At 71.6% G+C, this 17,765-nt stretch carries 20 protein-coding genes; 7 read left to right on the forward strand and 13 right to left on the reverse strand.

Features of this window, described 5'->3' with window-relative positions; genetic code table 11:
* Positions 1–27: 27 nt before the first annotated feature.
* Positions 28–435, reverse strand: a complete 408-nt coding sequence (locus RM812_RS03075) for a RidA family protein (RefSeq protein WP_311570805.1) — start codon at positions 433–435, stop codon at positions 28–30.
* Positions 436–551: 116 nt separating this feature from the next.
* A complete protein-coding gene (locus tag RM812_RS03080; RefSeq protein ID WP_311570806.1) occupies positions 552–1,043 on the reverse strand; it encodes a GtrA family protein in 492 nt (163 codons plus the stop codon).
* Positions 1,044–1,241: 198 nt separating this feature from the next.
* On the opposite strand from RM812_RS03080, the gene RM812_RS03085 reads away from it, so the two are divergent.
* Positions 1,242–1,826 carry a tellurite resistance TerB family protein gene (locus RM812_RS03085; protein WP_311570940.1) on the forward strand — a complete coding sequence of 195 codons (585 nt, stop codon included), beginning with the start codon at positions 1,242–1,244 and terminating at the stop codon, positions 1,824–1,826.
* A gap of 40 nt (positions 1,827–1,866) precedes the next feature.
* Here the strand turns inward: RM812_RS03085 and paaE are convergent, their stop codons facing one another.
* From paaE to paaA, 5 genes are read right to left on the reverse strand one after another with little or no spacing between them, the layout of a single operon-like run.
* On the reverse strand, positions 1,867–2,973 hold the full coding sequence (gene paaE / locus RM812_RS03090; RefSeq protein ID WP_311570807.1) for a 1,2-phenylacetyl-CoA epoxidase subunit PaaE: 1,107 nt from the start codon (positions 2,971–2,973) through the stop codon (positions 1,867–1,869).
* Positions 2,973–3,479, reverse strand: a complete 507-nt coding sequence (gene paaD / locus RM812_RS03095; RefSeq protein ID WP_311570808.1) for a 1,2-phenylacetyl-CoA epoxidase subunit PaaD — start codon at positions 3,477–3,479, stop codon at positions 2,973–2,975. The genes paaE and paaD overlap by 1 nt, the downstream gene beginning before the upstream one ends.
* Positions 3,473–4,300, reverse strand: a complete 828-nt coding sequence (gene paaC, locus RM812_RS03100) for a 1,2-phenylacetyl-CoA epoxidase subunit PaaC (RefSeq protein ID WP_311570809.1) — start codon at positions 4,298–4,300, stop codon at positions 3,473–3,475. Before paaC ends, paaD begins: the two co-directional genes overlap by 7 nt.
* A gap of 9 nt (positions 4,301–4,309) precedes the next feature.
* Positions 4,310–4,603, reverse strand: a complete 294-nt coding sequence (gene paaB, locus RM812_RS03105) for a 1,2-phenylacetyl-CoA epoxidase subunit PaaB (RefSeq protein ID WP_217139819.1) — start codon at positions 4,601–4,603, stop codon at positions 4,310–4,312.
* Positions 4,600–5,577, reverse strand: coding sequence for a 1,2-phenylacetyl-CoA epoxidase subunit PaaA (gene paaA, locus RM812_RS03110; RefSeq protein ID WP_311570810.1), 978 nt, complete (start codon positions 5,575–5,577; stop codon positions 4,600–4,602). The genes paaB and paaA overlap by 4 nt, the downstream gene beginning before the upstream one ends.
* Positions 5,578–5,752: 175 nt before the next feature.
* Between paaA and paaI the strand changes: the two genes are divergently transcribed.
* The 3 genes from paaI to RM812_RS03125 all read left to right on the forward strand — a co-directional run bounded on the left by paaI (position 5,753) and on the right by RM812_RS03125 (position 8,955).
* Positions 5,753–6,202, forward strand: coding sequence for a hydroxyphenylacetyl-CoA thioesterase PaaI (gene paaI / locus RM812_RS03115; RefSeq protein WP_311570811.1), 450 nt, complete (start codon positions 5,753–5,755; stop codon positions 6,200–6,202).
* The gene (paaK, locus tag RM812_RS03120) at positions 6,199–7,545 is read left to right on the forward strand and encodes a phenylacetate--CoA ligase PaaK (protein WP_311570812.1); all 1,347 of its coding nucleotides are present in this window, start codon (positions 6,199–6,201) and stop codon (positions 7,543–7,545) included. The genes paaI and paaK overlap by 4 nt, the downstream gene beginning before the upstream one ends.
* A gap of 111 nt (positions 7,546–7,656) precedes the next feature.
* A complete protein-coding gene (locus RM812_RS03125) occupies positions 7,657–8,955 on the forward strand; it encodes a flavin-containing monooxygenase (protein ID WP_311570813.1) in 1,299 nt (432 codons plus the stop codon).
* A gap of 91 nt (positions 8,956–9,046) precedes the next feature.
* Here the strand turns inward: RM812_RS03125 and RM812_RS03130 are convergent, their stop codons facing one another.
* The 6 genes from RM812_RS03130 to RM812_RS03155 all read right to left on the reverse strand — a co-directional run bounded on the left by RM812_RS03130 (position 9,047) and on the right by RM812_RS03155 (position 14,256).
* Positions 9,047–10,174, reverse strand: a complete 1,128-nt coding sequence (locus tag RM812_RS03130; protein ID WP_311570814.1) for a tryptophan dimethylallyltransferase family protein — start codon at positions 10,172–10,174, stop codon at positions 9,047–9,049.
* 203 nt (positions 10,175–10,377) lie between these two features.
* The gene (locus RM812_RS03135) at positions 10,378–11,727 is read right to left on the reverse strand and encodes a cytochrome P450 (protein ID WP_311570815.1); all 1,350 of its coding nucleotides are present in this window, start codon (positions 11,725–11,727) and stop codon (positions 10,378–10,380) included.
* Positions 11,728–11,743: 16 nt separating this feature from the next.
* A complete protein-coding gene (locus RM812_RS03140; RefSeq protein ID WP_311570816.1) occupies positions 11,744–12,337 on the reverse strand; it encodes a GTP-binding protein in 594 nt (197 codons plus the stop codon).
* The gene (locus RM812_RS03145; RefSeq protein ID WP_311570817.1) at positions 12,312–12,689 is read right to left on the reverse strand and encodes a DUF742 domain-containing protein; all 378 of its coding nucleotides are present in this window, start codon (positions 12,687–12,689) and stop codon (positions 12,312–12,314) included. Before RM812_RS03145 ends, RM812_RS03140 begins: the two co-directional genes overlap by 26 nt.
* Positions 12,686–13,087: a roadblock/LC7 domain-containing protein gene (locus RM812_RS03150; RefSeq protein WP_217139810.1), complete on the reverse strand. Its 402-nt coding sequence runs from the start codon at positions 13,085–13,087 to the stop codon at positions 12,686–12,688. The genes RM812_RS03145 and RM812_RS03150 overlap by 4 nt, the downstream gene beginning before the upstream one ends.
* Positions 13,084–14,256 carry an ATP-binding protein gene (locus tag RM812_RS03155; protein WP_311570818.1) on the reverse strand — a complete coding sequence of 391 codons (1,173 nt, stop codon included), beginning with the start codon at positions 14,254–14,256 and terminating at the stop codon, positions 13,084–13,086. Before RM812_RS03155 ends, RM812_RS03150 begins: the two co-directional genes overlap by 4 nt.
* A 348-nt stretch (positions 14,257–14,604) precedes the next feature.
* On the opposite strand from RM812_RS03155, the gene RM812_RS03160 reads away from it, so the two are divergent.
* The 3 genes from RM812_RS03160 (at position 14,605) to RM812_RS03170 (ending at position 17,560) form a co-directional block, all read left to right on the forward strand.
* Positions 14,605–15,357 carry a sulfite exporter TauE/SafE family protein gene (locus RM812_RS03160; protein ID WP_311570941.1) on the forward strand — a complete coding sequence of 251 codons (753 nt, stop codon included), beginning with the start codon at positions 14,605–14,607 and terminating at the stop codon, positions 15,355–15,357.
* A gap of 431 nt (positions 15,358–15,788) precedes the next feature.
* Positions 15,789–16,505, forward strand: a complete 717-nt coding sequence (locus tag RM812_RS03165) for a S1 family peptidase (RefSeq protein ID WP_311570819.1) — start codon at positions 15,789–15,791, stop codon at positions 16,503–16,505.
* Between the two features lie 218 nt (positions 16,506–16,723).
* Positions 16,724–17,560 (forward strand): ABC transporter ATP-binding protein, encoded by an 837-nt coding sequence (locus RM812_RS03170; RefSeq protein WP_311570820.1) that lies wholly within the window; start codon positions 16,724–16,726, stop codon positions 17,558–17,560.
* Positions 17,561–17,765: the final 205 nt, after the last annotated feature.

Genomic DNA, 17,765 nt, shown 5'->3' on the forward strand with positions numbered 1-17,765 from the left:
CGACGGCCGAACAGGCGGAGCCGCTGTTCAGTCGACGACCGCGGTGGCCTCGACCTCGATCAGGTGCTCGGGCACGTCCAGCGCCGCGACGCCCAGCAGGGTGGCCGGTGCCGCCGGGGTCACTCCCAGCTTGGCCGATGCCCGGGCGATGCCGTCCAGCAGCAGGGGCATCTTGTCGGGGGTCCAGTCGACGACATGGACGTTCAGTTTCGCCACGTCGTCGAAGGAGGCACCGGCCTCGGCCAGTGCGGTGGCGACGTTCAGGTAGCACTGCTCGGCCTGCGCGGCCAGATCACCTTCTCCGACCGTGACCCCGTCGGCATCCCAGGCGACCTGCCCGGCGACGAAGACCAGCTTCGATCCGGAGGCGATCGACACCTGCCGGTACACGTCGATCTGCGGCAGTCCGCCGGGGTTCACCAGGGTGATGGCCATGATCTCTCCTTGCCCGTTCTGTCTCTCTTGGTTGCTCGGGAACCGTAGGAGAGTCCTCGCTGACGTGGAAGAACGCACTTTTCGGTGACTGGGGGACCTGTCGGTGACCAAGCAGGTCAGCGGGGAGTGCCACGAGATCGCCGGCGATGTGCGGGGCGGCGGAAGACGGCCGGCCGCAGGACCACGAAGCGCACCGCGGTGACGACGACCGACATGGCGGCGAGGACCGCGGTCCCGGCGGCGGGCGAGGCGTCGCGCCGCGCGTGCTCGAACCACAGCACCGCACCGGACGTGACCAGGTAACCGAGCAGGAAGAGGCCACCGGCTCCCAGGTGGGCGCGGGCGGGTTCCGCCGCGGCGTGCCGGAACGTCAAACGCCGGTTCGCTTCGGTGTTGAGCACGGTCAGCACCAGCAGGAAGACCGGGTTGGCGGCGGCAGGGGGCCACCACAGGCGCAGCAGCCAGTACAGCAGGACCTGTCCGACGGTCGACACGACGCCGATCACGGCGAACCAGCCGACCTCCCGCGACCACACCGCCCGCCGCGCGGCGGGAGCGCGGAGCGGTTCGCGGGGCGCGGCGGCCGGCCTCCCCTCGGGTCGAGCCACGCGACACGCCCCCACCCGGCCGGTCGGGTCGACGAATCCGGGTCGCGCAGCCTGCTACGCCGCCGCCAGGCCCTGTGCTTTTACGTTGTCTTTGCCATTCGGGAACCCCGTGGCCCCCGGACGCGTTCATCCTGGTGACCGCGAGACATCGCGGAAGACACAGACGCGTACGCAGCAACAGAAGCCGAGGTGGCACGAGTGGCGATGTGGGACAAGATCAAGGACCAGGCCAAGACCTTCCAGCAGTCCCAGGGCACTCGGGGAGCGACCGGATCCGGGCACGGAGCGCAGGGAACGCAGGGGCACCAGGGATCCGGCCGGTCCGGCTCGTCCTCAGGCGGCTCCAAGGCCCAGCTGATCGGGATGTTCAAGTCCCAGCTCGCATCGGTCAAGACCGAACTCAAGAGCGGCGCCTACCGGGACGCCAGCATGGCCATGTGCGCGCTGGTCGCCGCCGCCGACGGACAGGTGGAACCGGCGGAGCGGCAGCGCGTGGAGGAGCTGATCGTGTCCAACGAGGTGCTGCAGAACTTCCCGGCGGACCAGCTCCGCCAGCGGTTCAACCAGCATGTGGACCGGCTCCTCACCAACTTCGAGCTGGGCCGGAGCGAAGCCCTGCAGGTGATCGCCAAGGCCGCCAAGAAGCCCGCGGAGGCCCGGGCGGTCATCCAGACCGGCATGGTCATCGCCGGGGCCGACGGGATCTTCGAGCCGTCCGAGCAGCAGGCGATCCGTGAGGCCTGCACCGCGCTCGGCATCTCGCCCTCGGAGTTCGGCGTCTGACCGCCCGCCGGCCGCGGCGCCGGTGCGCGGTGACCTGCCCTCAGCTGTCGTAGTCCACGGTCAGCTTCTCGGAGACCGGGTACGACTGGCAGGTCAGTACGTAGCCGGCGTCGACCTCGGCCGCTTCGAGGGCGAAGTTGCGCCGCATGTCGGCCCTGCCGTCCGTGACCAGTGCGCGGCAGGTGCCGCAGACGCCGCCCTTGCAGGCGAAGGGCAGGTCCGGCCGGCTCTTCTGGGCACCGTCGAGGATGGTCCGCTCCCGGGAGAGGGAGGAGGTCGTGGAACGGCCGTCCAGGGTGATGACGACCTCGCTGACGGGGCCCCGCGGGCCGGCCTCCTCGTGGCGCACCTCCCGTACGGGCTCGTCGTCGGCGTGGAACAGCTCCCGGTGGACGCGGTCCGCCGGGACGCCGAGGCCGGACAGGACCCGCTGGGCGTCGCCGACCATGCCCTGCGGGCCGCACAGCCACCAGTGGTCGGCGGCCGTCACGTCCACCAGTGAGTCGATGAGCGCCGCGAGCCGTTGCGCGTCCAGGCGGCCGGAGAGCACCTCGGCCTCGCGGGGCTCGCGGGAGAGTACGTGGGCGAGCTGGAAGCGGGCCGGATGGAGGTCCTTCAGGTCCGCCAGCTCGTCGGCGAACATCACCGTGTCGGTGCGGCGGTTGCCGTAGAAGAGGGTGACGGTGGAGCGGTCGTCGGCGGCCAGGACCGACTCGGCGATGGACATCATGGGGGTGATGCCCGAGCCGGCCGCGATCAGCACGTGGTGGCCGGGCCGGGTGAGGTCGGGCGTGAAGAAGCCGGTGGGGCCCATCACCTCGATGGTGTCGCCCTGACGCACCTCGTCCACGAGCCAGGCCGAGAACAGCCCGCCCGGCACCACCCGGACCCCGATGCGCGGTGCCGAACCGGCCGGTGAGCAGATCGAGTAGGAGCGGCGCTCGTCCCGCCCGTCGACCTCGCGCCGCAGCGTGAGCGACTGGCCGGGCGTGAAGGCGAACTCCTCGGCCAGGTCGTCCGGTATCTCGAAGCTCACGGCCGCCGCGTCCGCGCACAGCCGCTGGATCGCGGCGACGCGGAGGCGGTGGAAGGCGGGACGGCGGCGGGTGCGCACCGGCGCTGCCGAGGCGGGGACGGTCGGGGCCATCAGATCTCCTTGACGTACTCGAACGGCTCGCGGCAGGCCCGGCAGCGCCACAACGCCTTGCAGGACGTGGCGGCGAAGCGGGAGGTCTCCTCGGTGTCCGCCGAGCCGCACCGGGGACAGGGCACCGTGCGCCGGGTCGGCGACAGCACCAGGGAGACCGGGCCGCGGGGTGCCGCCCCGGGCGGGGCGATGCCGTGCTCGGCGAGCTTGCGGCGGCCGGACTCGGTGATCCAGTCGCTCGACCAGGGCGGGTCGAGCACCGTACGGATCTCCACGTGCGCGTACCCCGCGTCCCGCAGCCGCGCGGCGACGTCCGCCCGCATCTCGGCCATCGCCGGGCATCCCGAATAGGTGGGGGTCAGGCTCGCGACCACGGTGCCGTCCCCGGTCACCTCCACCCCGCGCAGGACACCGAGCTCGGCCAGGGTCAGCATGGGCAGCTCGGGGTCGGGCACCTGCTCGGCGACGTGCCGGGCGCGCCGGGTGTCCGTCGTCGCGGTCACCATGTCGCCTCCGGGTGGGCGCGGGCCACGCTCTGCAACTCGGCCAGCAGCGGTACCAGATGCTCGGTGTGCTCGCCGGCGCGGCCGGAGCCGGGCAGCGGCGGGTGGACGGGCAGGGGCAGTCCGGCCGCGTCGGTGACCTGGCGCAGGACCTCGGCGAGGTCGTCCCGTACGTCGTACGCCGTGTGCAGTTCGCCCAGGTAGGGCGCGACCCGCTCCAGCGCCGCGCGCATCCTGCGGTGCGACTGAGCGGTGCCGTCGCCCAGGCGCACGGCCCATTCGGCGGCGTACTGACGGTGGTACGTCAGTTCCTTGACGCCCTTGGCGGCGACCGCCGCGAGCACCGGGTCGGGGTGGGACGCGAGCCGCTCGAAGTGCGCGAGGCGCCAGCTGGAGAGCACCAGCAGCCGCACGACGGCGAAGGCGAAGTCGCCGCCCGGCAGTTCGGCCAGGCGTACGTTGCGGAAGTCCTCGGCGTCCCTGAAGTAGGCGTAGGCGTCCTCGTCGCGGCCGGTGCCGTCGACCTGCCCGGCGCGCGCGTACAGCAGGCGGGCCTGGCCGAGGAGGTCGAGGCCGATGTTGGCCAGCGCCACCTCCTCCTCCAGCTCGGGTGCGCGGGTGACCCACTCGGCGAGTCGCTGGGCCGAGACCAGGGCGTCGTCGGCGAGCGCCACGCAGTCCGCTGCCAGGTCTCCGGCGTCGACACCCCGGGGCACGGTGGTGTCGACGCCGTGCAGCGGGTCCTCGAAGCCGGTGCCGTAGGCCCAGCGGGCGTCGTCCTCGTGCCCCTCGGCCAGGGACAGGTAGACGTGGTCGTCACTCATGCCCTGCTCCTAGATGTGGGGGACGTCGTCGGGGATGTCGTAGAAGGTCGGGTGGCGGTAGACCTTGTCGGCGCTGGGGGCGAAGAAGGGGTCCTTCTCGTCGCGGGTGGAGGCGGCGATGTGCTCGGAGCGCACCACCCAGATGCTCACGCCCTCGTTGCGCCGGGTGTAGAGGTCGCGGGCGTGGGTGAGCGCCATCGCGTCGTCGGCGGCGTGCAGCGAGCCGACGTGGACGTGGTTGAGGCCGCGCTTGCCGCGCACGAACACCTCGTACAGCGGCCAGCCCTGCTTCGCCGAGGTCATGCCGCCGCTCCCTTCTGCGCGCGGGCGGCCTGCTTGGCAGCGTGGGCGGAGGCCGCCTCGCGCACCCAGGCACCCTCCTCGTGGGCGGTACGCCGCCGCTGGATCCGCTCGTCGTTGCACGGGCCGTCGCCCTTGATGACGCGCATCAGCTCGTCCCAGTCCGGGGTGCCGAAGTCGTGGTGCCCGGTCCTCTCGTTCCAGCGCAGGTCGGGGTCGGGCAGGGTGACGCCGAGCTTCTCGGCCTGGGGGACGGTCATGTCGACGAACCGGCGGCGCAGTTCGTCGTTGCTGTGCCGCTTGATCTTCCAGGCCATCGACTGCGCCGAGTTGGGCGAGGCGTCGTCGGGCGGGCCGAACATCATCAGGGACGGCCACCACCAGCGGTTCACCGCGTCCTGGACCATCTCGCGCTGGGCGTCGGTGCCGCGCATCATCGTCATCAGCAGCTCGTAGCCCTGGCGCTGGTGGAACGACTCCTCCTTGCAGATCCGCACCATCGCGCGCGCGTAGGGCCCGTACGAGCTGCGGCACAGCGGCACCTGGTTGCAGATCGCGGCGCCGTCCACGAACCAGCCGATCACCCCGACGTCGGCGAAGCTCAGCGTCGGGTAGTTGAAGATCGACGAGTACTTCTGGCGCCCTTCGATCAGCCGCTCGGTGAGATCCGTACGGTCCGCACCCAGGGTTTCCGCCGCCGAGTACAGGTACAGCCCGTGGCCTGCCTCGTCCTGGACCTTGGCGAACAGGATCGCCTTGCGGCGCAGCGAGGGCGCCCGGGTGATCCACTCGCCCTCCGGCTGCATGCCGATGATCTCCGAGTGCGCGTGCTGGGCGATCTGCCGGATCAGCGTCCTGCGGTAGCCCTCGGGCATCCAGTCGCGCGGCTCGATGCGCTGGTCGTGCGCGATCGTCGCGTCGAAGTGCTGCTGCAGCCGCTCCGGGGGCGGCGCCTCGGCTGCGTGTGTCGTGGTCATCGTCACCAGCTTCCCAACCGACCATTCGTTCGGTATCAGTGTGACCTGTTTTCCCGCACCCGGCAAGACCCGGGACCTCGCCACCCATCCCTTGACAGGGCAACCGCCCAGCTGGATTACTGGGCCGTGCCGTGCGCTACCGAATGGTCGGTCGGGATACGAGGTGGTGGGAGAGGTGTCGCAGGCCACTGGGCCGACGCCCACGGAGGTGATGTTCCGCGCGGACGAGGCGTCCCGGCGGCTGGGCATCGAGCTGGTCGAGCACGGCGAGGGGACCGCCGTGCTCCGTATGACCGTGACCCCGGCGATGGTGAACGGACACGGGATCGCCCACGGCGGCTGTCTCTTCCTGCTCGCCGACACCGCCTTCGCCTGCGCCTGCAACAGCCACGGACCCGTGACCGTGGCGGCGGGTGCCGACATCGTGTTCGTCGCTCCGGCCCGCGAGGGCGACGTGCTCGTGGCGAGCGCCGAGGAGCGGACCCGGTTCGGCCGCAGCGGCGTCTACGACGTGACCGTGCGGCGAGACGGGGACGTGGTCGCCGAGTTCCGCGGGCGCAGCCGCAGCGTGCGGGAGACCACGGCGCGCGAGACGCCGGGCACGACGACGAAGGAGTCGCGATGAGCAGCCGGCCGACGACCGGGGCCGCCCCGGCACCCCGCAAGGGAGAGCCCCTCCCCCACGACCTGCTGGACGACGCGGAGCGTCTGTCCCGGGAGCAGCTCCGGGAGCTGCAGCTCGACCGGCTGCGCGCGACCCTTCGGCACGCCTACGAGAACGTGGAGCTGTACCGGAAGAAGTTCGACGCCGCCGGGGTGGAGCCCGACGACTGCCGCAGCCTGGCGGACCTGTCCAGGTTCCCCTTCACCACCAAGGCCGATCTGCGGGACACCTACCCCTTCGGCATGTTCGCCGTCCCGATGGCCGACGTGCGGCGCGTCCACGCCTCCAGCGGCACCACCGGCCGTGCCACCGTCGTCGGTTACACGGACAACGACCTGTCCATGTGGGCGGACGTCATCGCCCGTTCCATCCGGGCCGCGGGCGGCCGGCCCGGCGACAAGGTGCACATCTCCTACGGCTACGGCCTGTTCACCGGCGGCCTCGGCGCCCACTACGGCGCCGAACGCGCCGGGTGCACGGTGATCCCCGCCTCCGGCGGCATGACGGCACGCCAGGTGCAGATCATCCAGGACTTCCGGCCCGAGATCATCATGGTCACCCCGTCCTACATGCTCACCCTGCTCGACGAGTTCGAGCGGCAGGGCGTCGATCCGCGCACCACCTCCCTGCGGATCGGCATCTTCGGCGCCGAGCCGTGGACCGAGGAGATGCGCCGCGAGATCGAGGAGCGGACGGACATCCACGCCGTCGACATATACGGCCTGTCCGAGGTGATCGGCCCCGGTGTGGCACAGGAGTGCGTCGAGACCAAGGACGGGCTGCACGTGTGGGAGGACTACTTCTACCCCGAGGTGGTCGACCCGCTCACGGACGCCGTGCTGGCCGAGGGCGAGGAGGGCGAGGTCGTCTTCACCTCGCTCACCAAGGAGGCGCTTCCGGTCGTCCGCTACCGCACGCGCGACCTGTCGCGGCTGCTGCCGGGCACCGCGCGTCCCGCCTTCCGCCGGATGCAGAAGGTCACCGGCCGCTGCGACGACATGATCATCCTGCGCGGGGTGAACGTCTTCCCCACCCAGATCGAGGAGATCGTGCTGCGCACCCCCGGTGTCGCCCCGCACTTCCAGATCCAGCTCACCGAGCGCGGTCGCATGGACCACATGGCCGTGCGGGTCGAGGCCCGCCCCGACGCCGGCCCCGAGCAGCGCGAGGCGGCCGCCAGGGCGATCGGACGGGGCGTCAAGGACGGGGTGGGCGTCACCGTGGAGGTGGAGATCGTCGAGCCCGGGACCCTGGAGCGCTCGCTCGGCAAGCTTCGCCGGGTCAGGGACCTGCGGGGCGCGTGAAACGTGAGGACGGACACACCCGTTCACCGCTGGTACTGGTGTGCGAAGTGATGCGGATGGGCAGGCAGTGCATGATCGGGGGAGGTTGAGTTCGTCCAGGGGGGAAATCCCGTGCGTGTGTGTGTGATCGGTGCAGGTCTGTCCGGGTTGGCGGTGGCCCACGCTCTCGAGGCGCGGGGCATCGGGTTCGTCTGCCTGGAGAAGGCCCCCGACGTCGGCGGGATCTGGCGTCAGCCGCAGGCCGGCGAGCGGGGCCCCGGGTACCTGTCACTGCATCTCAACACGGCCAAGCAGCTGACCGGGTACACCGACTTCCCGATGCCGTCCTCGTACCCGCTCTACCCCCGGCACAGCGAGGTCGCCTCGTATCTGCGGTCCTTCGCCGAGTGGGCCGGCATCCTGGACCGGGTCGAACTGCGCACCGAGGTCGTGTCCGTAGGCCGGGACGCGGACGGCATGTGGTCGGTCGAGAGCCGTGGCGCGGACGGCTCGGTGACGACGCGTCGGTTCGAGCACGTGGTCGTCGCCTCGGGGCACCACACCGACCCCGCTCTGCCCGACCCTCTCCCGACAGGCTCCGAGGCCTTCGCCGGAACGATTCTTCACTCCCTCGACTACCACACCGGCGCCGACTTCGCCGGCAAGCGCGTCGTCGTGGTCGGCCTCGGCGCGTCGGCGGTGGACATCGCGGCGGACCTCTCCCGGCACGCCGCCGAGACGGTGCTCTCGGTGCGCCGGGGCCTGCACATCGTGCCCAAGCAGCTCTTCGGGATGTCGGTCGACGAGATCGCCGAGGCGCCCTGGTGGAGCGAGATGTCCTTCGCCGAGCAGCGCCGCTGGGTGGAGCAGGCCCTGCTCGTCGCGCGGGGCAGGCTGTCGGACTACGGGCTGCCCGAGCCCGACCACCCGGTCTTCTCCTCGGCGGTGACCCTGTCGGACGAGATCCTCAGCCGGATCCGGCACGGCGCCGTGACCCCGAAGCCGGCGATCGAGTCGTTCGACCGCGACCGGGTCGTCTTCACCGACGGCACCTCCGTGGCGGCGGACGCGGTCGTCTACTGCACCGGCTTCCACATGACCTTCCCGTTCCTGCCCGCCGGTTGCCCGGTGGCGGCGGACGGCTCGGTCGAGCTGTACCGGCGGGTCGTCCCGGCCGACCGGCCGGGCCTGTACTTCGTCGGCCTGGTCCGGCCCGTGGGTGCGATCACCCGGCTGGTGGAGGCCCAGGCGCGGTGGGTGACTCGGATCATCGACCAGGAGGTCACGCTGCCCCCTGCGGGCGAGATGCGCGAGGAGATCGGCACGTACCTCGCCGCCATCGCCCAGCGTTACGGCCGCACCCAGGGCGCGTCGATCCAGGTCGACGTGGGCCCGTACCTGGCGGAGTTCCGGGAGTCCCTGCCCGTGTAGCCGCCCCGCCGGGCGTCGTGGGCGGCACCCGGCCGCACCCCGGGCTCCCGGTGCGATCCACCGGGAGCCCTCTCGTGTCCGGACGGTCCGCTCAGCTCACCGCCACCGCGTGGCGGGAGGCCTCCACGACCGGCGGCCTGACCGCGTACGCCTCCGAGGAGAGGTACACCGTCACCCGCGGTGCCCGGCCCCGCTGGTGGGCCAGTGCCAGGTAGGCGATCAGCCCCACGCCGTCCTCGGGCCGCCGCTCGGTGACGGCGGCCAGGGCCCGGACGAGCACGGAGGCGTCCATGCCGTGGTGGCGCAGCACGCTCGTCGCACGCGCCAGCGCCTCCCCGTCGTGCCGGGCGTAGTCCCTGACCGGGATGTGGAGGGTGAAGCCGCTCGGCCGCGCGCTGCCGGTGTCGGTGAAGGAGTGGCAGGACAGGCCGGGCCGCCTGCTGAGCCCCGTCACGTCGGGACCGACGCCCGCGGCCGTGCGGAAGAAGCCCTCGACCGCCGCGGGACCGGGACCGCGGTCCATGCGGGACAGCCGCCCGGCCTGGCCGGCCGTGAGGTTGTCGTGGCGCACGTAGACCTTGGCCCGGGGCTGTTCCCAGTCCCCGAGGTCCAGGGCCAGGAACGGGTATCCGCTGCCCTGGGGCAGGCCGGCGAAGGCCCGCCGGTGGCCCAGCCGGTGCAGAGCCTCGCGCACCGTTGCGGCGGAACGTTCCGCCCCGTTCGCGGCCGGGTTCAGATAGACCTTGACCGCGGGCACGCCGCCGGGTCTCAGCTCCAGTGCGCACCACAGGGCGAGGGGGCCGTGCGGAGCGGTGGGCAGGAACAGGTCCTGGAGTCGCTCGAGCGGGCCGGTGGTGAAGTGCCAGCGCCGCGCCATCGCCCGGATCACCTCGAGCCCCGCACGGCCGTTGTGGGCCAGGCTGTCTGCGCCGCAGCCCGGTTCCAGGAGCACCCGCAGGGCGGGCGCCGCGTCCGGCTGGAAGGAGAGCGAGAACTCCACGGGGGTGTGGTCGTCCGAGAGGAACGTGCGGGTGGGCGGCGGCAGGTGCAGCGAACGTCCGGCCACCGCGCCCAGGGAGTCGGTCAAGACGTCGGCGTAGGTCTCGACGTCGGCCTCGGACAGGCCGGCGACCGTGCCGAGTCTTCGCAGTTGACCGCTGGTCAGGGCGCCGAGCGTCGCCGCGTCCCGCAGGCCCGCTGCCGTCGGTGCGGGGGTCACCGGCCCCTCCCCCGCCGGAGCCGGACAAAGAGATACCCGCCTGGCGAGGCGGGTATCGGGGGGTTCAGCGGCGGGGAAGCGGCCTTCGTGGATATGTGGTCCACGAAACCTCCTTTTACTCGTGAGCGACTTGCCGCGTTGCTCACTACCCGTGCCGTTGAACCTTCATGCGAAAGAGGCAGGTTGGGCGGGTGTTACGCATGTCACCGTGTGAGCCAGTTGAGGAACTGGCTCCACATGCCGCCGCGTTCGGCCGGGCGGGCCGGACCGCTCGCCTGCTGGGGCCCGGGTGCCGCGGTGCTCGGCTGCGGATCGGCGCGCCGCGTGGACCGCACCGGCGTGAAGCGGGCCGGCAGCGTGGCCAGGGCCCGGTTGAACGGGCCCGGACGCCAGGTCAGGCTTTCCTCGGGGACGGCGAGTTCGACATCCGGCAGTTCGTTGAACAGGTGCTCGATGGCGGTGACCGTGATGTGCCGGGCCGGTTCCTTCGACGGGCAGGCATGCGGGCCCGCGCTCCAGGCCAGGTGCGCGCGGTTGCTGCCGGCCTGGCGCGAGGCCTTGAGTGCCGGACCGGTGTTGGCCGCGGCGAAGCTGACCAGGACCAGGTCGCCCGCCTGCAGGTGCTGTCCCGCGAGTTCCGTGTCGGCGGCCGGGTAGTGCGGCGCGTAGTTCGACATGGGCGGGTTCTCCCACAGGGTGTCGTCCAGGGCCTCGTCGATCAGGCCGCCCTCACGGGCGTACCGGTCGTGAGTGAGGAGACGGTGGAGGGTGTTGCCGATGAGGTTGCGCAGCGGCTCCGCCCCCGCGCCCAGCAGCAGCGCCAGCTGGTGGACCATCTCCTCGTCGCTGAGCTGCGCCTCGTGCCGCATCAGCCAGGAGGTGACGTCGTCCCCGGGCTTGCCCCGCTTGAGCGCGACGAGCTCCCCCACCGCCTGGAACAGCACCTCGGTGGCCTTGTCGGCGTTGATCCCGTCGAACATCCCGGAGATGCCGAACAGCACCCGGTCGCCGATCTCGGCGGGGCAGCCGAAGAGTTCGTTGAACACGAACAGCGGCAGCTGCCGGGCGTAGTCGCCGAGCAGGTCGGCCGAGCCGCGGCCGCCGAACTGGGAGATGAGGTAACCGGAGATCTGCTCGGTGCTGCGGCTCAGCCGGCGGGTGTCCACCCGGGCCATGCTGTCGGTGACCGCCTGCCGCAGCCTGAGGTGGTCGGCGCCGTCGGCGAACATGCAGTTGGGCCGGTAGGCCAGCAGCGGCGCGACCGGGCTGTCCGGGCCCACCTTGCCCTCGTTGAAGGCCCGCCAGCGACGCGCGTCCTTGCGGAACGAACCGGAGTCCTGCAGCAGTTGGAGCGCCGCCGTGTAGTCCGTGACCAGCGTCGCCTCCACCCCGGGGGCCAGCTCGACGGGCGCGGTGGCCCCGTAGTGGCGCAGGTACGCGTAGTACGCCTGCGGGTCGGCGGCGAACTCCGGCCCGTGCAGCGGCACACGGGCACCCGAGCCGTGGGCCGGGCACCCGGGTGGTGGCACCGGGGCGGTGTCGTGAGCGTCCATGTTCTGCTCCCAGCTCCTAGCGGGTGTGGTCCAGCAAGTAGCGGACGAGGGTGGTCAGTGCGGCGGCCGAGGACTTCTCGTCGCGGGCGTCGCAGGTGACGACGGGGGTGTCGTCGAGCAGGTCCAGGGCCTCCCGCAGCGCTCGCTCGTCGCGCAGCGGCGCGCCGTCGAAGTGGTTGACGGCGATGGCGTATTCGAGCCCGTACTGCTCGATCAGGTCGATCACCGGGAAGGAGTCCGCCAGCCGCTCGGGGTCGACCAGCACCAGGGCGCCGAGCGCGCCGCGGGCCATGTCCTCCCACATCTGCACGAAGCGCTGCTGGCCGGGAGTGCCGAACAGGTAGAGCACGACGCGGTCGCTGATCGTCAGACGGCCGAAGTCCATGGCGACCGTGGTGGTGGTCTTGCCCTGGACCCCCTTGAGGTCGTCGACCGACTCGGCGGCCTGCGTCATCGTCTCCTCGGTGGACAGCGGCTCGATCTCCGAGATGGAGCCGATGAGCGTGGTCTTTCCCACCGCGAAGTGCCCGACGACGAGGATCTTCACCGCGGTCTGGGTTGCTCCGCCGCGTACGTAGTCCTGCTCACCCAAACTTGGCGCGGAGACCATTGAGCACCTCCTCCAGGATCTCCTTGTCCGCGAGGCGGGCGCGGGCCACCGGCGGGCGGGTCATGAGGTAGCCGCCTTCCATGAGGGATGCCAGCAGGATCCGCACCACGCCCAGCGGATAGTGGGTGTGGCCGGCGATCTCGGCGACCGAGAGGTAGCCGGCGGAACAGAGGTCGAGCAGGTTCAGTTCCTCGGGCGACAGCCGGGTGGGCCGCTGCGCGTGGTCGGCGGACGCGGTCACCAGGGTGATGAGGGAGAGCTGCTCGTCGTCGGGCAGCCCGCGGCCCTTGGTGATGACGTACGGACGTACTAATGCGGCGGTTTCCGGCTCCCAGCCGTCGTGGCCGGTCACGAGCGGCTGCCGAGGTTCTCGCGCGGCGGTGTCGTCAGCCGCTTGCCGAGCTGGGCGACGAGCTGCTGCATCCGGAAGGTGATGTCGGCCATGTCGACCTCCGGGGAGGCGGAGACGCCGAGGTAGGCTCCCTCGCCGGCGGATATCAGGAACACCCAGCCGCCGTCGAACTCCACCAGGGTCTGCCGCCAGGCCTGGTGCGGGTCCTCACAGAAGAACGCGAGGGTGCGGCTGAGTGACTGCACACCGCTCATCGCGGCGGCGACCCGGTCCGCGTCGTCCTTGTCGAAGTCCTGCGTCCGGGCCATCAGCAGTCCGTCGGCCGATATCAGGACCGCGTGCAGGGCCCCGGGAATCTCCAGGGCGCTGTCGAGCATCCATGACAGATCGTCGTTCACGAGTCCTCATGTCCTTCGCTGCTTGCACCAGGTGTTCTGCTCGTCCGGTCCGTGTCCCCCGGCCGGGTGACACGGCCGGTCTGCGTGCCCCGCTGGAAGGCCGCCATGACCTGCGCCTGCTCGGAGTCGGAGCGGCCGGCGGAGCGCGGGGTGGAGGGGTTGCCGGGCACGATGGCCATCGGGCGCTTGCGGCGCCGCCGGGGAAGTCCGTCGCTGGTCTGGGACGGGGCGAGCGCGGCCTCCGGGCCACCCTCCGGGCCCGGCCGGGCCGTGCCGCGGGCGGCCGGGGCGGGTGCCGTCTTGTCCGGCATGCCGGTGAGCAGCTCGTGCGGCAGCAGGACGACCGCGCGCACACCTCCGTAGGGGGAGGAGGAGTCCACCGACACCTCGAAGCCGAAGCGTTCGCACAGCAGGCCGATGACCGCGAAGCCGAACTGCGGTGGATTCCCGAGCCCCGCCACGCCCGAGGCACGCTCGGTGGCGAGCAGCTTGTCGGCGCGGGTGCGCTCCTCGTCGCTCATGCCGACGCCCGCGTCGTCGACGACGACGCAGATGCCCTTGGGCACGGTCCGGATGTTGATCTCGACGACGGTGTCCGGGCTGGAGTAGCTGGTGGCGTTGTCGAGCAGCTCGGCGAGGGCCAGGGCGACGGGTTCGACGGCCCGGCTGGTGATGCCGAAGTCGACCTGGGAGAGGATCTCCACCCGGCGGAAGTGCCGGATCCGGCCCTGGGCGCTGCGGACCACGTCGTACACCGAGGCGGTGTCACGCCGGCCGCCCAGCCAGCCGTCGCACAGAACCGCGATGGACTGGGCGCGCCGGCCGAACTGCGAGTTGGTGTGGTCGATCTCCAGGAGGTCCTGGAGGAGCGCCGAGTCCCCGTACTTGGTCTGCAGCCGGGAGAGGACCAACTGCTGTTCGGCGGCGAGGCCCTGCAGGGTCCGCATGGCCGATTTCAGGACGGTCTTCGTCTCGTCCTCAGCCCGCTCCTGAGCCGCCTGAACGGACCTTCCGTAATCGTTCTCCAGCTGCGTGTAATGATCCCTGAGGCCCTGGACCTCCTGCCGCAGAGCCCGGGCCGCCTTGCGCTGGCGGCTGACGAGCACGGCGGCGGCGGCGAGGGCGACGAGGAGGACCCAGAGCAAGGGGTTCCCCATGTATTCCGTCATAAGACTCTCTTCAGGCGACTGACGGCCGGCTTGCTGAATTCCCGTCTACGCGGGCGGCCCGGTGGACTGCCCGTACCGGGGTTGGGTTGCTGCCCGGGCCGTCCCTGAAGTCGGGGATGCCGTCTTTCACCCATCCGCCCGCTCCGCAAACGCGGTGATCGTATCACCGTGTGATCAGGTGAATTGACGTCAAGATCTGTTCAGCCAGGACCGGTTGGGGGCCGGTGGGAGACCGCCCCATGCTGCGATTTCTTCGGTGGGTACAGTCGGCCCCGTGAAAGATGCCCAGGACACGTTCCGTCGGAGTGCGGGGCCGGCACGGGACGGCACGGCGTGACGCCGGAAGCCATGGCCGCGGTGTTCGCGGCGGGCGTCGGAGCCGGCGCCATCAACAGCGTCGTCGGCTCCGGGACACTGATCACCTTTCCGGTGCTGCTGGCCACGGGACTGTCGCCCGTCACCGCCACGGTCTCCAACGCGCTCGGCCTCATCCCCGGTTCCGTCAGCGGGGCCATCGGCTACCGCAGGGAACTGGCCGGGCAGCGTCGGCGCGTCCTGAAGCTGAGCGTCGGCGCGCTGCTGGGCGGCCTCACGGGGGCCACGCTGCTGCTCGCCCTGCCCGCCCGTGCCTTCGAGACCATCGTGCCCGTCCTGGTGGGCCTCGCCCTGGTGCTGGTCGCGTTCCAGCCCCGGCTCAGCAGTCTGGTGCGGCGCCGCCGCGAGCGCACCGGTTCCGCCGCCCGCCGCGACGGCGGTCCCCTGCTGTTCGGCGGCCTGACCCTCGCCAGTGTCTACGGCGGCTACTTCTCCGCCGCGCAGGGAATCATCTACCTGTCCCTGATGGGCATGCTCCTGGACGAGTCCCTGCAACGCCTCAACGCCGTCAAGAACGTGCTCTCGGCCGTCGTCAACACCGTCGCGGCGCTCTTCTTCCTCTTCGCCGCGGACTTCGACTGGACGGCCGTCCTCCTCATCGCGGTCGGCTCCGGTCTCGGCGGTTACGGCGGAGCGAAGGTGGGCCGCCGTTTCAGTCCCTTGGTCCTGCGGGTACTCGTCGTGACGGTCGGCACCGTGGCCCTTGTGCAGCTGCTGCTCCGCTGAGCCGGGCGTCCGGTGTGCAGGGCGGGCGGCCTGCCCACCCGGTCGCACGGATCGCCTCCGGGAGTCACCGCGCCCGGGGCCGCGGGCTCGCCGCCGCGAACGGCGCCGGCTCCGACCGGCCATCACCGCGCGGCGATCGCCCGCCACGTCGACAGGCGGCGCGGCAGGACCGGCACCGCCGTCGAGGGCCGGCGCCCTGGGAACTCGCCTCGCGGCCACGTCGTACGCCCCGTCGCCGCGGCCACCGTGCGGCCCCGGGCCGCGCTGCTGAGCGTGTACGGCAGAACGGACTCGCCGGCCCGGGCCGGCCCACCGGCATAACGGCGCGTTATGAGAAGTCGGGATTGGTGGCCCCGGATCCGGGCCGGACATGCTGGGCGCCCCCACACACCCACACGCGCCCCGACGCGTGTCGTCGGAATCGAGGAGCCTTGCGCATAACCAGACTCGTCCCCGCCCTCATGGCCGCCCTGCTGTCCGCCCTCGCGTTCGCCCCGAGCGCCTCCGCCGCGGAGCCCCGGCCCGGTGACGGCGGCCCCCAGCCCATCATCGGCGGCGGATACGCGCAGAACGCCCCCTGGGCGGCCCGGCTGTTCTCCAACGGCGCCCAGACGTGCAGCTCGACCATCATCTCCCCCACCTGGATCCTGACCGCCAAGCACTGCGTCGGCGGCGGAGGGCTGTCCTTCCGCATCGGCAGCCTCGACCAGGGCTCCGGCGGCACCGTGGCCAACGGCGTGCAGACCACCACCCACCCCTCGGCGGACCTCGCACTGGTGCGGCTCGACCGCTCCGTCTCCGCCTCCTACGCGCGCCTCGGGCAGCCCGGCACCGTACGGGTCGGCCAGACCGTGCAGGTCTACGGCTGGGGAGCCACCTCCAGGTGCGGCTCCGAGATCAACTGCCAGTCCCAGTACCTGAAGGTCGCCAACGTCAGTGTGACCCAGGGCTGCCGTGACGCCTACAACGGTTCGGCGATCTGCGCCCGCCCCGTCGACGGCATCACCGCGGGCGGCGACTCCGGCGGCCCGATGATGGCCGGAGGTGTCCAGGTGGGCGTCGCCTCGACCAGCGACCGGCAGACCACCACGGCGTACACGAACGTGACCGCCTACCGCTCCTGGATCCAGTCGGTCGCGGGCGTCTGAGCGGCTCACCCCCGGGCCCGGCCCCGCACACTCCCGACTGGCCTGCCTCCCTCACCGCGGGGGCAGGCTCGTCGGCGGCCGGTGACGCTCGCAGACCCGACGGCCCCTGGACGCGGGCGCCGACGACCTCGTCCAGGAAACGGACGGTTCGGCAAGCGCGTGGTGAATGCATCTACCGTTTCCCGGGTAGACGGCGTCCCCCGCAAAGGAGCTTCGGTATGACCGGGCAGACAACCCATTCCGTGGTGGCCGAGGACCGGACGGCCGTGCTCCGGCTCCGGGACGTGAGCGTCCGCCGCTACACGACGGACCAGGTCATCCTCGACGGCATCGACTGGACGGTCCGGCCGGGAGAGCACTGGGCCCTGCTGGGCGCCAACGGCGCCGGGAAGACCACCCTGTTGCGGCTGCTCGGCGCGCTCATGCACCCCACGACCGGCACGGTCGAGGTCCTCGGCAGCCGGCTCGGCCGGGTCGACGTCCGTGAGCTCCGGGCGCGCATCGGCCATGTCGCCTCCGCCCAGCGGGTGCCCCAGGACCTCACCGCCCACGCGGTCGTGCTCACCGGCCACAGCGGCACCGTGCAACCCCTGTGGCGGACGTACGACGACGAAGTCCGCCTCCGTGCCCACGATCTCCTGACCGAACTGGGCATCAAGGAGCTGAGCGACCGGCCGTACGGCGTCTGCTCGGGCGGGCAGCGGGCGCGCGTCCTCATCGCCAGGGCACTGATGGCCGATCCGGCCCTGCTGCTCCTGGACGAGCCGTTCAACGCGCTGGACCTGCCGTCCCGCGAGGACCTCGTCGAGGCCATGCACCAACTGGCCGAGGGGCGACCGCGTCTGGCCACCGTGACGGTCACCCATCATCTGGAGGAGTTGTTCCCGGCCGTCAGCCACGCCCTGCTGCTGCGCGAGGGCCGGACCCTGTCCCGGGGGACCGTGGACGGCGTCCTCACCGACGCGCTGCTCACCTCCTGCTTCGGCCGCGACATCACGGTGGCCAGGCGCGACGGCCGCTGGTCGGCCTACTCGGGCCGGCGCGCTCACGGATAATCCCCCCGGGGACCGGCGTGTGTTCTTCGTTTCGGAAACATGACGTGTTTCCGGAACGTGACACACCGGCGAATGCGTCATTGCAGCCACGGCAGAGTCGACCAGCGGGCCTTGACCCCTATTTGCCCCGCGGATAGCGTCCACGGCATGCGGAAATCCCGGCAGTTCCGAAAGAGGCGGGCCATCGATCTGATGCGTGTCGCCA

Origin of the sequence: Streptomyces lancefieldiae (assembly GCF_031845825.1) — a bacterium.
In the GTDB taxonomy this organism is placed as follows: Bacteria; Actinomycetota; Actinomycetes; order Streptomycetales; family Streptomycetaceae; genus Streptomyces; species Streptomyces lancefieldiae.